This is a genomic window from Dyadobacter sp. HNCC25DJ186 (assembly GCF_056895235.1).
Genome location: NZ_JBXHAS010000003.1, coordinates 251,329 through 266,463, shown reverse-complemented (window position 1 = coordinate 266,463; position 15,135 = coordinate 251,329). Strand labels below are relative to the sequence as shown.

Below are 15,135 nucleotides of genomic sequence, written 5' to 3'. Positions count from 1 at the left end.
TGGGTTTTTGATTATTTATTCAAAGTAACAACAAATGACGCCTTTTTTGCAACATTCAGCCCTTTCAATCTCACTTTAATAAAACTATGCCAGTTAAGGAACGACAATAAATTCCAAAACACCGGATAAATCTCTAACATAAAAGAAGTCTACCCGATTAAAAGTGCCAGTCCGTAGATAAAATCAGGTCGCTGGTCTATTTCCAAAATTGTTCTGGTAAACATACTATTCCTTTGTATCGGGAAATGTGTCAAATATGAGACTCACCCTCCTGACCATAAATCAATTCACCATGAACAAGTTATTTTTAAAAAGTTTAAAAGTGTTAATGCTGACAGGCGTTTTGTTTTTACAATCGCAACTGATCCAAGCACAAGGTACAATCGCACCCACTTCGACTGCACCGGCAGTATCAACCCCAAAAGGTAATTCCAAAATTTCAGGAATCGTTTCTGATTCAGCTGCTGCAAAACCGGTTGAGTTTGCAAGTATTGCCTTAGTGAACGCCACGGATAACAAAGTGATCGATGGGACTGTCGCTGATGTTGACGGAAAGTTTGAAATCACAAGTGTTGCGCCAGGAAAATACAAACTGCTGATCTCGTTTATAGGGTTTAAAGATAAATCGGTAGATAACATTTCTGTCGAAAAGGGGAAAGACGTTAACCTGGGTAACGTTCAAATGTCGGCCAACACCAAAACGCTCGATGAAGTAACGATCACGGGTGAGAAATCAATGGTAGAAGAAAAAGTTGACCGTTTGGTTTACAATGCAGAAAAAGATATTACTTCCAAAGGTGGCGACGCGTCAGATTTGCTTCGCAAAGTCCCTATGTTGTCAGTTGATCTTGATGGGAATGTCTCGTTGAGAGGAAGTTCTAATATTCGCGTTTTGATCAATAATAAACCGTCAACGATCATCGCGAGCAACGTGGCCGATGCACTGAAGCAAATTCCGGCTGATATGATCAAGTCGGTTGAGGTTATCACTTCGCCGTCAGCCAAATATGATGCCGAAGGCTCAGGAGGTATTATCAATATCATCACCAAGAAAAACAACTTGCAGGGACTAACCCTCAATGTTGACTCGGGTGTTGGGAATAGAGGTACCAACCTGGGACTTAACGGTAGTTATCGGAAAGGAAAAATGGGTTTTACGCTGGGTGGTTTCGGACGTGCTTTTTATAATAAAGCAACCTCGGATTTGAATCAGGAAACGAAATCAGGAAGTGATATCTTTGGAACAAAACAAACTTCTGATTCAAAAGATCGCGGATTGTTCGGACAATATTCTCTGGGTTTTGATTACGATTTGGGGAAAAATCAGGCACTTTCCGCTGGCGTTCGCTATGGCACCAGGAATTTTATCCAAAAGCAAAATCTGACAATCGATCAGTTTACCAACTCAGATCTGACTTCTAATTCCCAGCGAAAAGTTGATCGTAAGGATCTATCAGGAACGGTTGATGTAAATGTTGACTACCTGCGGACTTTTAAGCCGCAACAGGAATTGAGCTTTTCAACGCTTTATAGCAGAACAAATCTCACCAATAATTTCAATACAGACTTGTTAACGCCGAGTGGCAGTGTTGGAAGTAAGCTGAAAAATGTAAACGAAAATTTCAACACCGAGTTTACCTTACAAACTGATTACCAGACACCGATTAAGAAAAATCAATTACTGGAATTCGGTGCAAAGGGAATTTTCCGGACTGTGAATAGTGACTATAAATATCTGATGGCAGGCGAATCAGGCGATTTTACGATTAATCCTGATAATCCGTCAGGTGCGTTAAATTACAATCAGAATGTTGCTGCCGGTTATGTATCTTATACTTTGACGACGAAAAATAAATATACTTTCAAAGCGGGAACGCGGTATGAGTATACCGGGATCAACGCAGATATGGGGGCGGAAGGCGCGGTGAATATTCCAAGTTATGGAAATCTGGTTCCAAGCATCAATGTTTCGAAGAACCTGACAGACGCGACGACGATAAAGGCAGCGTACAACCGAAGAATCCAGCGCCCGGGTATTCAGCAACTGAATCCGAATGTCAATCTTGCAAATCCGCAAAGTATAAGTACCGGAAATCCATTACTTAGCCCGGAATTGACAGATAATTTCGAAGTTGGTGTGAGTACAAACATCAAAAAAACATATCTGAACGTGTCTGCTTTTGCGCGGAATACGAATAACTCAATCACACAGATCCGGACGACAGTTGATACCCTTGCCGGTGCGATCGTGACGACCTTCGAAAATATCGGGAAGCAAAGTGCGTATGGAATGAATGTTTTTGCCAATGTTTACCTAACATCAAAATGGACCGTTAACGGAAGTATTGATCTTTTGCAATCTTATATGGAAGGTCAGACGGTTAACGAAGAAGGCGTTTCGCAGGCGGTCAGCAATTCTGGCTTCAATTATGGCGGTCGTTTGATGTCACAGTTATCGCTGAAAAAAGGATGGGGATTACAGGCTTTTGCTTTCTACCGGGGCAGAGAAGTCCAGTTGCAGGGAACGAGAACCGGTTTTTATATGTATTCGCTTGGCTTCAAAAAAGATTTTGCCAACAAGAAAGGGAGCATCGGTTTTGGAGCTGAAAACTTCCTGACGAAAGGCGTTAGATTTACATCAGATTTAAAATCACCAATCCTTGCGCAATCCAGTCAGACACAATTATATAACCGGAACTTCAAGATTACTTTCAGTTATTCAATTGGAAAAATGAGCTTTGATGCGCCGAAACGTAAAACACGGTCGGTTTCGAACTCAGATGTTAAGAGCGGTGGTGAGAATAACTAATAGATCGTCACTTTCGTAATTTCAAGGGCTAACTTTTGGTTAGCCTTTTTTTATTCCATTGCCGCTTAAATTATTCTGTCTTTGTTAGCTAAATGGATAATGTTTGATTATTATTATAATAAATTATTATTTTTTATAAAAAAACAAAGTCAAGTCAGCCATGAAATGGTCATTTGTAATTCAGCAAAAATTTAAAGCGACGCTACTCTTGGGTGGAATTATGCTTGTGATAGTCTTAGGTACAATCATTTCCAGAAGAAATATCAGTGGAATTGACAAGTCCTTTTCGTCGATATATCAGGATCGGCTGATACCAGCTACCACAATTATTTATCTTACCGAAGATTTATACGGAAAACGTCTTTTGCTGGAAAAGTTTCTTCTTACCAATGACGCTGACGATAGCGGAAAAATTTCTGAATTACTTTCCGTACATAATCGAAGTATTGACTCACTCATCCATTTGTTTGAAAAGACGTACCTGGTGGATCAGGAAGCAAAAAGTTTGGCGGTTTTCAAAAATAGGGTGGAAGAATATGCGCTTTTAGAAAATATGATGCTGAATCTTTATAACTCCGGTCACCGGGAGGCAGGAAGGGAAATATTTGAAGGAGCCGGAGCGAGGACTTTCCAGAGCACGATCAGTAACTTAAATGAACTGACAAAAATCCAGTCGATCGTTGGAAAAGAATTAATAAAGGAATCGCAAAGTGACTTTGCGAGTTACGCGATAATTTCCTTTTTGCAGGTTGGGTTAGCTGTAATTATAGGGTTAATTATCCTGGTATTTATTCAAAATTCCAGAATCATTGATACCTCGAAAGTAATGAAAGATGAAAAACACCATTTTCATTTGAATTAAAACAAAAACAGCCATGATGTCCTCATGGCTGTTTTTGTTTTAACCGTTAATCCTTATTGACCAACCTTACGACCTTTCAAGGTTTCGCGCTGGTTGTTCACTTGTTTTAACAAATCTTTATTTACAAAAAGACGCGTACCGTTTCCGGCTTGCATATCAAACGTACGTTCCTTGTAAGTAAACTTGTTGTTTGGCATAACATCAAGAAAATAATTCTGACCACTCAGGTTAAATAACATTCCTTTTTTGTCCTGCTGCGTATCATCCCAGGAAACATAAATCGTTCCATTTCCGGATCCCAGCGAAACACCCGGTGTAAAAGGACGGACATTGATTGTCTGAATACTTTTTCCGTTGCTGATACTGATTTGTCCTTCCGGATTTACTTTAATATCATTGGGGTCAGATACCTCACGACGGATTGTGATTGCCTTGTCATTGAAAAACTGAACTTTGCTCAAAGGAATCCCTGCGCTTTCAAGATCTTTTCGCAGATCTTCCGTAAACACGGTGTAATTGGTAAAAGGTATAGAATTCGTGGTGGTACAAGCAGATACGCCAACGATAAGTGCCAGGCCGGCAAAAAGTTTTTTAATTAGATTCATGGGTTGTAATTCGTGTTTCACTATTAACTGATTCTCAAATCTTCACGCTTATTCTTTCATGCAGAGATCGCAAAATTAATAAAAAGCGGTGCAGTAACCAACAGGAAATCTGCTTCTCTATTAATCGGAACGTTGCTGACAATCTGTCAGACTCCTTTGCATATAATTCATATTGGAACGCAAATTTTTATGCGGTATTGCAAAGCAGAAAATAATTCTAAAATATAAATTCAATAAACAGAAAAATTATGGAATCAGTGATTCAGGAAAAAGGAAATCTTAGCATTCACACCGAGAACATATTTCCGATTATTAAAAAATTCCTTTACTCGGACCACGAAATATTTTTACGAGAATTAGTTTCAAATGCCGTTGATGCAAGTCAAAAAATTAAAAAACTTGCTTCTTATGGTGAATTTAACGGAGAGTTAGGAGAGCTGAAAGTGGTTGTTAAATTGGATAAAGAGGCCAAAACGATCACAATCAGCGATAATGGAATCGGTATGACAGCCGATGAAATAAAAAAATATATCAACCAGATCGCTTTTTCAGGTGCTACGGAATTTGTAGAAAAATACAAGGATAAAGGCGAGGACGGAAAAGGTGACAAGGGTATTATCGGACATTTTGGTCTCGGTTTTTACTCTGCTTATATGGTGGCGGATAATGTTGAAATTATTACAAAATCGTATAAAGACGGTTCCGAAGCAGTTCGCTGGATATGTGACGGATCGACAGAATATGAATTGACATCGGCGGAAAAGGCTGAACGCGGTTCAGATATTATTCTCCACGTTGCGGCGGATTCAGAAGAATTTTTAGACGAGCATCGGTTAAGGGGAATTCTTGAAAAATACGGTAAATTCCTTCCGATAGAAATTCAGTTTGAAGATAAGGTAATTAACAATCCTAATCCGATCTGGACTAAAAATCCTGCTGACCTGACCGATGAAGATTATCTTTCTTTCTACAAAGAACTTTATCCATTCAGCGAAGATCCGTTGTTCTGGATTCATCTGAACGTTGATTATCCATTTAATCTGACAGGTGTACTTTACTTCCCGAAACTGAAAAATGATTTCCAGGGGCAGCGTGAAAAAATACAGCTTTACAGCCGTCAGGTATTTATCACGGATGAAGTAAAGGATATCGTTCCTGATTTTCTTCAATTACTGCACGGTGTGATCGACTCTCCGGATATTCCTTTGAACGTTTCAAGAAGTTATCTGCAGGCTGATGGAAATGTGAAGAAGATTAACGGATATATTACACGTAAAGTTGCTGACAAACTTTCTGAAATCTTCAAAAATGACCGTGAAGGTTTTGAGAAAAAATTCGATGACATCGGACTTTTTGTTAAGTACGGTATCATCAGCGACGAAAAATTCTATGACAAAGCGAAAGATTTCTGCCTTCTGAAAAACGTTGACGGAAAATATTTCACTTTCGAAGAGTATCGTGAAGCGGTGAAAGAGAACCAGACTGACAAAAATGATATGCAGGTTTGGTTATACACTACCGATGTAAAAAAACAAGATGCATTTATCGAGTCTGCGAAAAAACGCAGCTATGATATTCTTGAACTGACCAGCGTAATTGATTCTCACTTTATCAATACGTTAGAGCAGAAGGTTGAAAAAGTTCAGGTGAAACGTGTTGATGCAGATACGCTTGACAAACTGATTGAAAAAGACATCACGCTTGAAAGCGTTATCTCGAAAGAAGAAGAAGAGAAAGCGCAGAAACTTTTTGAAGAAGTAGTAAACAGCAAGGCTGGTACTGTGAAAATTGAAGCGATGCCGGTTGATGAATTACCAGTCGTGATAACATTTCCTGAATTTATGCGTCGTATGACGGATATGCAGGCTTCGTCAGGACAGCGTTCCATGTTTGGTGATATGCCGATGATGTACACGATTTCTGTAAATGCAAACCATCCGGTGCTGGGACGCATCTTGAGTACTGAAAATGAAGAAGATCAGAAGACCCTTGCAAAACAGGTTTATGATCTAGCGCTCTTATCACAAGGATTGTTGACAGGAAAAGATTTGACTCAATTCATTCAACGAACCGTTGTGAATTTGTAAAATAGTATGGAAGTAAAAATCCGCCTTCGTTGTGAAGGCGGATTTTTTGGTTTATAAAGGGATCTAACTTCTTCCTGAAATCAGTTTGTCTTTCAGTATTTGAAGTTCCTCCCATTTTCCTTCTTTTGCTAGGAATGCTTGTCTGGGCCATGAGGTTGGATCATGCATTTGAAAGCGCGGACCTGCATTTTTCAGGATATTGGAGATTCGGATGGGTGAAGTATTTGCTAATTGTTCGTAGGTGTATATACCTTCCTTATTAATTAACTCCTCAATTTTTGGTCCGATTCCTTCAACGAGTTTCAAATCATCTACTTTTTTTACCTCCGACGTTTTAACGACTGGCTCTATTTCGGGATATACCGTTTTGGAGGCCTTACCTACCAGCGGCTGCGTTGCCTTATAGTCAACTTTTTGCAATCGACAGTCAGCAAGCTCAGCTTTTCTCTCATCAATGGCTTCACGTAGTACCCTTATACGTCCGGCGGTCATCAGACGTGCGAGAAGCCAGCCGAGTAAAGCGGCAATGATAAGAAGTATTATAATTTCAGAAATCGCGACCGGTTTACTGAACGGATTAAGTTGTAAGAATATCATAATGTGTTAGTTGTCTTAAAATGAAAGATATCAAATGCTTTGGCTATTCAATTCGTCCGCCGTTTAATTCGTCCTGCCAAGCTTTCAACCTGTCCCAGTCGCCATTGGCGGCAAGTTCAGCCTGACGAGGCCAGGTAGTAGGATCATGCACTAGAAAACGTGAGTCAGAATTCGCAAGGATTTCTGATATCTGTTCTGCATTTTTCTGGCTTAGCTGACGGAAAGAATAAATACCCGCATCTTTTAACACACTTTCAATTTTCGGTCCTATCCCTTCAATTATTTTCAAGTCGTCATGCTGAATTTTTTCAACGACCGGCACTACTGGAATTACCTCACGAAGATTATTCACCTGCACGCGTTCAGCAGCATTTTTCATCACGATTTTTTGATCCTGGCAATATTTGAGGTCGCTGTCCAACCTGGACAATTCAGTCTCCATATCGGTGATCACGCTTTTTCTGGAAATATAGCCGATGATATACCCAAGAATCAACGCTACGGCCAACATCAAAAGGTGTTGCCAAAAGGCATCGGGGTTTGCAAGAGGATTTAATTCAAACATTTTATAATGTGTTTATTTGATTAAAATAAGCTATTGAACGACAATGGTGACACGGCGGTTTGCACGTTTTCCTGCCGGGGTATCATTAGAAGCCTTTGGATCGGCTTCTCCTTTTCCAGCCGTCAGAATCCTGTCGGCAGGCATACCCAGAGCGACGAATTTTGCCTTGACAATATTTGCGCGCTTTTTAGAAAGTTTAAGATTCCATTCGGCACTGTCATCACTGTCGGTATGGCCAGTCAGTAATAATTTCTTGTCTTTATTTTCTGACAGAAACTTCTTGGCTTCTTCAAGAAATTTGCCATTTTCGGCCGTTTTTATGTATTCTGTACTGGCTGCCGGGAAGTAAAGATCCAGAGGCTTGAAGATACTCTCATATTTCTGTTCGTTAGCCAGATCGGTTTCGGTAACGGCAATACGTCTGGCAAAAGTAAAGTCTATCCCACCGCTCATAGAATCGGGACTGAAAACAATGGCGTCATTTAGTTTTCCGTTCAAAATAAACAATGAGTCGGGCAAACCTTTTCCGGTCAGATAAGTTTTGATACCCGCCGCACGCGCAATTCCCAGATTCGGGAAACTGGTTGGATTGGTTTCCTCCGAAGAGTACAGGCCAGTAATTGTAATAATTTTGCTTGGATTGGCAGCTGCGAACGAGGCAAGTGAATCGATTTCAGCTTGTACTCCTGAGAAATTCGCATCTGCACCCGATTTGGCGAAGCCAAAATTTCCAGGTGATTGAAGATTGAATGCTGTACCGTCGGTAATGGTCAACGGCGTGATTGAAATTGTTGGTGTGTTAGTGTCGGTATTTACCGTAGACGTTGAGAGTGGCGCATCGCAGAGCTGCTTTATTTTACAGACGTGCCAATAGGTTGAGCCTCCCATCCAGCCGATAAGTAAAATCCACCAAAGTGTTTTGTTGTTTGACATAAGTATTTAAGGATTAATTTATTATATGGACTGAAATAACCTGATTCGGTCACATAAATTTAATCTCTAAATAGAATATTCCACGAGGTTAAAAATTAAAAATCCCGGATAATTATATCCGGGATTTTTTTTATCGGTTCATCGAGATTAAAAACTCCTCGTTGTTCCGTGTGCCTTTCATATGATCGAGAAGGAAATCCATTGATTCCATCGCGTTCATGTCGGACATATGTTTTCTTAAAATCCAGACCTTTTTCAATGTCTCTTTGTCCAAAAGCAAATCTTCTCTTCGAGTACCAGATGCCATAACATCAATGGCCGGGAATACGCGTTTGTTCGAAAGTTTACGATCCAGTTGAAGTTCCATGTTACCAGTACCCTTGAATTCTTCAAAGATAACCTCGTCCATTTTCGAACCTGTATCGATCAGCGCAGTTGCAATAATGGTCAGCGAACCACCATTTTCAACATTTCTAGCCGCTCCGAAGAAACGTTTTGGTTTGTGTAAAGCGTTGGCATCAACACCACCCGATAGAATTTTTCCGGATGAAGGCACAACCGTATTGTACGCACGAGCCAAACGTGTGATAGAATCCAGAAGGATAACCACGTCATGGCCGCACTCAACCATTCTTTTAGCTTTTTCAAGAACGATACTCGCCACTTTTACGTGGCGGTCTGCCTGCTCATCAAATGTTGAGGCAATAACTTCCGCGCGAACGCTGCGTTGCATATCAGTAACTTCTTCAGGACGTTCATCGATCAGTAGGATCAGCAAAAATACCTCAGGGTGATTGCGTGTAATAGCGTTTGCAATTTCTTTTAAAAGAACCGTTTTACCCGTTTTTGGCTGGGCAACGATCATTCCACGTTGTCCTTTTCCAATTGGCGCGAACAAATCGAGGATACGTGTGGAATATTGGTCTGGACGGCCGCTCAATCTCAAACATTCTTCCGGGAAAAGCGGCGTAAGGTATTCGAAAGGAATACGGTCCCTGATTTCCTCAGTTGTCTTGCCGTTAACTGTTTCAACGCGAAGCAAGGCAAAATATTTTTCGCCTTCTTTCGGAGGACGAATCTGGCCTTTAACAGTATCACCTGTTTTTAAGCCGAATAGTTTTATTTGTGACGGAGATACATATATATCATCCGGACTCGCCAGATAGTTATAATCAGCGGATCTTAAAAATCCGTAACCTCCATCCTGCATAATCTCCAAAACGCCTTCATTGACGATCAGACCGTCAAACTCACGAACGTAATTGTTGTAATTACGTTTGATCTTGTTGGATGGATCCTCCCTTTGCTGCGAAGGATTGTTATTTGGATTACTGCGTTCAGTATTTTCCGCCTGCTGTTGTGCTGGTTTCTCCTCAGGGGCAGTAACCGTAGCATTTTGAGGTGTTTCGGTATTGTCAGCTTGTGTGATGGAATCATTTTGTCCCGGGTTTTCAACTGGTGCGGCAGTTTCTTCAAGCCCCAGGTCATCCATCGTATCTCCATCCTCATCATCCTGAGGGGTAGTATCTATATTTTTCGAAAAAATTTCTTTTTTCGGAGCATCAAATTTCTTGCCTGTTCTCTCAAAGTTTCTCACAGGAGCCTCTCTTCTTGCAGGAACTTCTGCTCTCGCAGAAACTTCACGACGGGCAGGAATTTCATTTGCTGCCGGAATTTCATTTGTTGCGGACGGATTTGCAGGCGTTTCCTCAGGAACCTCAATGGTTCTGGGTGTTGTATCGAAAAGAGGAGCCGAGTTACCGGAACCCATTTCTTTTCTAGGTTTTCCGGTGCGGGCGTTAATTGGTTTGGCGGACACAGGAGTTTCGTTGGCTACTGTACGTCTTGCTCTTTTTTTCTTAGGCTCGTCGCCCTCGGAAGCCTCTGATTCAGTAACGGTATCAACCGCAGGCGCGGTATTTTGCTGCGCTTCTTGCTGAGCAATAATTCTGGAGACTAATTCTTTTTTAGGAAGTTTGGCATAATCCTGAATGCCAGTGTTTCCTGCTATTTCTTTCAGCTCAGACAGAAGCTTAAGGTTTAATTCATCAATTGTAAGCATACAGAAAATATACAGTAAAGATAACTTTACCAGATGATTAATGGGATAGTGAATATAGATGGAATATGATAAGAGAACCTAGCTCTCGGGTCACGTGATGGTCATTGATGCGTGAAATTCTATTTTTCTTGCACAAGCCTAAACAAGCCATGCAAAACGATAAACTAAGATGGATCAACTGGAATTGTTTGCAATTTATTGGAAATGAAGTGTGTAATTAAACTTTTTGAGTATTTTTCTTATCGTCAGTTTTGAGGGCTGACGAACGTTGGACGTACTGAATAATACAGGGGTGCTTTTTTTACTAAAACGAAGGTACAAAAGCATTTAATAAAATGCAAATACAATGTTTGTCTTTTATTAAAAAGTGTTAAATTATTTTCACAAGGGCATATTATGGTGTTGTGTTTCCGAGAATGTTAGTATTTCTCCTAATAAAAGAAGACTTTTGTGCAATTATGAATATTGTCGTCGATTCAGGCAACACGTACGCCAAAATTGGTTGGTTTTCAGGAGAAAATTTGCTTCGCTATCAAACGATGCTAAGCTTCCCTGATCTTATTCAACTAATAAAATCAGAATTGCCGGAACGTATTATGTACTCTTCCGTGAGTCGTTCGACAGAAGAGTTTGTGGAAGCACTGGGGGAAAACATCCCGGTTTTGAACCTTACAGGTGAAACGCCGGTGCCTATTCGGAAAGACTATGAAACGCCGCAAACATTGGGTGCGGACAGAGTAGCAGCAGCAGTCGGGGCAAACTGGATGTTTCCTGAATCGGACGTGTTGGTGATTGACATGGGCACTTGCATCACTTATGATCTGGTAGATAGGGAAGGAGTATTTCATGGAGGTTTAATTTCTCCGGGTGTAAGAATGCGATTTAACGCGCTTCATACGTTTACTAAAAGACTTCCGCTATTTGATCCTGAGCATAACCCTCAGCTTATCGGAAAAAGTACAAAACAAGCGATGCAAAGTGGCGTGATGAACGGGATGCTGGCGGAGATCGAAGGAATAATTGAAAGGTATCGTAACAAAATGCCGGATTTGCGCGTAGTGGTATGTGGTGGTGATATACCTTTTTTTGAAAGTAGCCTGAAACCACCCATATTTGCAGTGCCGGAACTGGTATTAATTGGACTGAACAGAATTTTAACATATAATGTCGCTTTACAATAGAATAGGATTACTCACGATAGCAATTACGCTCGGATGCAATTATTCGGCCCTAATATCAAAGGTTAATGCACAAGGTCTAGGGAATGCTCCTTATTCTTCTCTCGGAATGGGAGAACTTTATACCGATGCTTTTGCTGCTTCTAATGGAATGGGACAAGCGGGTGTAAGTACTGCCAGCAGTTTCGAAATTAATAATCTCAATCCTGCCTTGTGGATTAGAAACAAGTTTACAACACTTGATTTCGGTGCAATCGGACAATATAAACAAATTAATTCCGGATCAGCCAAACAAACCAATTCAGGAGGTAACCTGGGTTATGTTGCTTTGTCATTCCCGGTTGCAAAGAGGTGGACGCTTGGTGTAAGTATTAAACCTTACAGCTTCGTAGATTTTACCAATACGACAACTAAAAATGTTGCAGGAACTCCATTCAGTGCTTACTATTATAACAGTGGAAAAGGCGGCGTAAATAAAGCTTCTCTTACCAACGCATTTCAAGTTGGAAAATATTTAAGTCTGGGACTGGAAACTTCATATTTCTTTGGAAATGTAAGAAAATCAACCGAAGCGATGATTCCTTTTGGAGACGGCAACGATTACCTTGCAAGTATTAATGACCGTACAACATACAGTGATTTTGCATTTCGGGGTGGGGCTGCTTTGCGACTTCCGGTAAAAAAAGACAACAAACTATTTTTAAATCTTGGGGGTGCCTATACACTTGGCACAAAACTGAATGCAGTTCATACGACTTCATTTGAATTGACTCAGGGATCTTTTCCTGTCATAGAACCTGATACGCTGGTCAATCAAAACAATGGTAATATGACTTTACCTACCCAGTTTCAGGTTGGTTTCAGTTTTGAATGGCCATATAAGCTAACGCTGGCTGCTGATTACAGCCACCAGTCATGGACGGAATACAGAAGCTTTGGAAGTAATAATCCTTCAAGCGGATTGAAAGATGTTAACCGCCTGCACCTGGGGGTTGAGTATACGCCGAAGTTTGGGTCTCTTAGCTATTTTGATAATGTTCGGTACCGTGCCGGTTTTAGTGCTGGTAATACCCCCTATGTTGTTAAAGAAACGAATGTAAAAGATACCAATTTTAGTCTCGGTTTCACTTTCCCGATGGGTCGGGGATACCAGAACTTTGTTTCAATTTCCTTCATCGGTGGGCAGCGTGGGGTTATAGGAACCGGACAATTACGTGAACGTTACGGACGTGTGTCGCTCGGATTAACATTGAGAGAAACTTGGTTCGTGAAACAAAAAATTGATTAATAAAATAGGACCTGAACGAATGTTAGGTATTAAAGAGATATTCAGGATAAAACAAAAAGGAGATAAATTTATATCTCCTTTTTGCTTTCTAATGTTTTGCGGAATAATTTTCAGCGCCTGCGAGCAAAATAAAAATAAAGTTGGAAAGGCCTATACCGGACCTATCGAGACGGTTAATGGGGTACAGGTTAAATACAGCGAACAGGGAGCTTTGAAAGTACTATTGAAAACGCCTATGCAGCTTCGTTTTCAAAATGAGGATAAAGTTTTTCCTGACACTGTCAACATTCATTTTTACGATCCCACCGGAACTACCGTTATCACCCGGCTCCGCGCAGACTCCGGACGGTTTGACCAACGTAAAAATGTCTACCTTGTGAAAGGCAATGTGCGCGTAGTCAAATCTGAAACGAAGGAAATTTTAACAACAACGGAGCTTAACTGGAGCCCGGAAACGAGAAAGGTTTTTACGGATAAGTTCGTAACCGTTAAAAATATGGTCACGAAAGACGTGATTAACGGCAACGGTATGGATGCGGATCAGGATTTTTCACATATTAAATTCAGAAAAGGGACGTTCAAAATGAAGTTTGAAGAGCTTTAATTTTCCTTGCAATTTTCCAATGCTTTTGTCACCGTTGCGATAGGCGTATAAAGACTATCTTTCCCCCACTTCATATTGACGTATGTAATTATTTCCGCGATTTCCAGCTCCTGCAATTTGGGATTCGCGGGCATAGGTCTGTGAAATGGTTTCCCATTCACGATGATCGTATCTTTCATGCCATATCTTATAATACAAGCCATGGCAGCTTTGTCCTGAATAATTTTCGACCCGGTCAGCGGTGGATATAAATTTGCCATACCCTTGCCGTCAGCCTGGTGGCAATTTGCGCAATTCAACGTGTAGATCTGGTATCCTTCGGCGAAGTATTGCTCGGTTTTAAGCTCCTCTGCACTTTGACACGAAAATGCAGCAAGAGCAATCAAGATTATAAATCCTCTTTTGATCATTAATTCAATGTCTTTTCGACACGCTATTTTTTATATTCTTCCAGCAATATTTTCATATCGCGTATCAATTTATGAGTTCCTTCTTCCGTCGTGCCATCGTACATGCCCCGGATGTGTTTTTCTTTGTCAATCAAGATAAAAGCACCGCTATGAAGAAAACCACCTTCCGCCGTTTTGTCTTCTTGCGCAGCGGATAAATAACTTTTCTGGCCTAAGGCATAAATATCCTCCTTTGGCCCTGTCAAAAACTGCCATTGCTTTCCTTCTACGCCAAGGTCTTTCGCAAATGTATTCAGAACTTTTGGCGTATCATGTTCAGGATCAATCGTGTGCGACAAGATCATTACATCCGGATTGTCTTTAAATTCTTTATAAACTTTCACCATTTCGCGTTTCATAACCGGGCAGATGGTAGGGCAGGAGGTAAAGAAAAAATCTGTTACATAAATTTTCCCCTCTACGATTTTTTCAGATACTGTTTCGCCATATTGGTTGGTGAAAGAGAAAGGGGGAATTGTATTGTAAATTGTATCAATAACTTCTTCGCCATTTACTATTTTCTTTACGGCATCGCGTTCCCCTAATATTGGCAGCTTTTTATCACCTCCATTGCAGGCTAATAAAAGAGCTGCAAATACAAAAACAAAAAATATATTAATACGCCTTAACACTAAACCACTCATAATTACTAATCTAAAAATGCTTTTGCTTCCTGGATGTTTTTGGAAGTAATTTCTTTCACTGTTACAATCTTATCTTTCTGCGCCTCGAAATATTGAATTGCTTCTGTTGGTTTTAATTTTTTCGCAGAATCTCCACGATATGCATGCATCCACTCCATCATCAATTTATCCGACTCGTTAAGTCTCTGGTTGATTTCCGTGGCCTTAATGCGCTCCTGCGCAAGATTATTTCCCGCTACACCTTCATTCTGAAGGCTGTCCATCTGTATTATTTTTTTTGATAATTTCGATTTAAGCGTCATGATGTCGTCCATTTGCGGCATCACGTCATCATGAATACGCATTACTTCGCTTTCCAGTTCCAACACTTTGTCAGCATCTTTATTACAAGAAAAAAGCAGACAACCAATTCCTAATACCAGTATAAATTGTTTCATTTTTATTGAGGGTTA

At 40.5% G+C, this 15,135-nt stretch carries 14 protein-coding genes; 6 read left to right on the top strand and 8 right to left on the bottom strand.

The window, feature by feature from the left end:
* The first annotated feature begins 292 nt into the window (after positions 1–292).
* Together AC1XUO_RS10920 and AC1XUO_RS10915 are read left to right on the top strand one after the other, a co-directional pair.
* Positions 293–2,809, top strand: coding sequence for a TonB-dependent receptor (locus tag AC1XUO_RS10920; RefSeq protein ID WP_483329813.1), 2,517 nt, complete (start codon positions 293–295; stop codon positions 2,807–2,809).
* Between the two features lie 160 nt (positions 2,810–2,969).
* Positions 2,970–3,671: an MCP four helix bundle domain-containing protein gene (locus AC1XUO_RS10915; RefSeq protein WP_483329812.1), complete on the top strand. Its 702-nt coding sequence runs from the start codon at positions 2,970–2,972 to the stop codon at positions 3,669–3,671.
* A 53-nt stretch (positions 3,672–3,724) separates the two neighbouring features.
* Here AC1XUO_RS10915 and AC1XUO_RS10910 read toward each other — a convergent pair whose 3' ends face one another.
* On the bottom strand, positions 3,725–4,276 hold the full coding sequence (locus AC1XUO_RS10910; protein ID WP_483329811.1) for a hypothetical protein: 552 nt from the start codon (positions 4,274–4,276) through the stop codon (positions 3,725–3,727).
* 248 nt (positions 4,277–4,524) lie between these two features.
* Between AC1XUO_RS10910 and htpG the strand changes: the two genes are divergently transcribed.
* Positions 4,525–6,363, top strand: a complete 1,839-nt coding sequence (htpG, locus tag AC1XUO_RS10905; protein ID WP_483329810.1) for a molecular chaperone HtpG — start codon at positions 4,525–4,527, stop codon at positions 6,361–6,363.
* Positions 6,364–6,426: 63 nt separating this feature from the next.
* Here the strand turns inward: htpG and AC1XUO_RS10900 are convergent, their stop codons facing one another.
* The 4 genes from AC1XUO_RS10900 to rho all read right to left on the bottom strand — a co-directional run bounded on the left by AC1XUO_RS10900 (position 6,427) and on the right by rho (position 10,520).
* Positions 6,427–6,960, bottom strand: coding sequence for a hypothetical protein (locus AC1XUO_RS10900; protein WP_483329809.1), 534 nt, complete (start codon positions 6,958–6,960; stop codon positions 6,427–6,429).
* A 43-nt stretch (positions 6,961–7,003) separates the two neighbouring features.
* Positions 7,004–7,525, bottom strand: coding sequence for a hypothetical protein (locus AC1XUO_RS10895; RefSeq protein WP_483329808.1), 522 nt, complete (start codon positions 7,523–7,525; stop codon positions 7,004–7,006).
* A 30-nt stretch (positions 7,526–7,555) separates the two neighbouring features.
* Positions 7,556–8,458, bottom strand: coding sequence for an OmpA family protein (locus AC1XUO_RS10890; RefSeq protein ID WP_483329807.1), 903 nt, complete (start codon positions 8,456–8,458; stop codon positions 7,556–7,558).
* Positions 8,459–8,588: 130 nt separating this feature from the next.
* Entirely contained in the window at positions 8,589–10,520 is a 1,932-nt protein-coding gene (gene rho / locus AC1XUO_RS10885; protein WP_483329806.1) for a transcription termination factor Rho, read from the bottom strand.
* 458 nt (positions 10,521–10,978) lie between these two features.
* On the opposite strand from rho, the gene AC1XUO_RS10880 reads away from it, so the two are divergent.
* The 3 genes from AC1XUO_RS10880 to lptC are packed head-to-tail and all read left to right on the top strand — an operon-like array spanning position 10,979 to position 13,590.
* Complete coding sequence (locus AC1XUO_RS10880; RefSeq protein ID WP_483329805.1) at positions 10,979–11,701, top strand: type III pantothenate kinase; 723 nt, start codon at positions 10,979–10,981, stop codon at positions 11,699–11,701.
* Positions 11,685–12,986 (top strand): BamG family beta-barrel-assembly machinery protein, encoded by a 1,302-nt coding sequence (gene bamG / locus AC1XUO_RS10875; RefSeq protein WP_483329804.1) that lies wholly within the window; start codon positions 11,685–11,687, stop codon positions 12,984–12,986. Before AC1XUO_RS10880 ends, bamG begins: the two co-directional genes overlap by 17 nt.
* 19 nt (positions 12,987–13,005) lie before the next feature.
* Positions 13,006–13,590 (top strand): LPS export ABC transporter periplasmic protein LptC, encoded by a 585-nt coding sequence (gene lptC / locus AC1XUO_RS10870; RefSeq protein WP_483329803.1) that lies wholly within the window; start codon positions 13,006–13,008, stop codon positions 13,588–13,590.
* On the opposite strand, the gene AC1XUO_RS10865 is transcribed toward lptC, so the two are convergent.
* From AC1XUO_RS10865 to AC1XUO_RS10855, 3 genes are read right to left on the bottom strand one after another with little or no spacing between them, the layout of a single operon-like run.
* On the bottom strand, positions 13,587–14,000 hold the full coding sequence (locus AC1XUO_RS10865; protein ID WP_483329802.1) for a c-type cytochrome: 414 nt from the start codon (positions 13,998–14,000) through the stop codon (positions 13,587–13,589). The two genes, lptC and AC1XUO_RS10865, sit on opposite strands and share 4 nt — an antisense overlap.
* Positions 14,001–14,023: 23 nt before the next feature.
* Positions 14,024–14,683, bottom strand: a complete 660-nt coding sequence (locus tag AC1XUO_RS10860) for an SCO family protein (protein WP_483329801.1) — start codon at positions 14,681–14,683, stop codon at positions 14,024–14,026.
* 5 nt (positions 14,684–14,688) lie between these two features.
* Complete coding sequence (locus AC1XUO_RS10855) at positions 14,689–15,120, bottom strand: viral A-type inclusion protein (protein WP_483329800.1); 432 nt, start codon at positions 15,118–15,120, stop codon at positions 14,689–14,691.
* Positions 15,121–15,135: the final 15 nt, after the last annotated feature.

Bases quoted from the DNA above. Each gene is read 5' to 3' on its own strand.
- AC1XUO_RS10920 (WP_483329813.1), top strand. From the start codon at position 293: ATGAACAAGTTATTTTTAAAAAGTTTAAAAGTGTTAATGCTGACAGGC.
- AC1XUO_RS10915 (WP_483329812.1), top strand. From the start codon at position 2,970: ATGAAATGGTCATTTGTAATTCAGCAAAAATTTAAAGCGACGCTACTC.
- AC1XUO_RS10910 (WP_483329811.1), bottom strand. From the start codon at position 4,276: ATGAATCTAATTAAAAAACTTTTTGCCGGCCTGGCACTTATCGTTGGC.
- htpG (WP_483329810.1), top strand. From the start codon at position 4,525: ATGGAATCAGTGATTCAGGAAAAAGGAAATCTTAGCATTCACACCGAG.
- AC1XUO_RS10900 (WP_483329809.1), bottom strand. From the start codon at position 6,960: ATGATATTCTTACAACTTAATCCGTTCAGTAAACCGGTCGCGATTTCT.
- AC1XUO_RS10895 (WP_483329808.1), bottom strand. From the start codon at position 7,525: ATGTTTGAATTAAATCCTCTTGCAAACCCCGATGCCTTTTGGCAACAC.
- AC1XUO_RS10890 (WP_483329807.1), bottom strand. From the start codon at position 8,458: ATGTCAAACAACAAAACACTTTGGTGGATTTTACTTATCGGCTGGATG.
- rho (WP_483329806.1), bottom strand. From the start codon at position 10,520: ATGCTTACAATTGATGAATTAAACCTTAAGCTTCTGTCTGAGCTGAAA.
- AC1XUO_RS10880 (WP_483329805.1), top strand. From the start codon at position 10,979: ATGAATATTGTCGTCGATTCAGGCAACACGTACGCCAAAATTGGTTGG.
- bamG (WP_483329804.1), top strand. From the start codon at position 11,685: ATGTCGCTTTACAATAGAATAGGATTACTCACGATAGCAATTACGCTC.
- lptC (WP_483329803.1), top strand. From the start codon at position 13,006: ATGTTAGGTATTAAAGAGATATTCAGGATAAAACAAAAAGGAGATAAA.
- AC1XUO_RS10865 (WP_483329802.1), bottom strand. From the start codon at position 14,000: ATGATCAAAAGAGGATTTATAATCTTGATTGCTCTTGCTGCATTTTCG.
- AC1XUO_RS10860 (WP_483329801.1), bottom strand. From the start codon at position 14,683: ATGAGTGGTTTAGTGTTAAGGCGTATTAATATATTTTTTGTTTTTGTA.
- AC1XUO_RS10855 (WP_483329800.1), bottom strand. From the start codon at position 15,120: ATGAAACAATTTATACTGGTATTAGGAATTGGTTGTCTGCTTTTTTCT.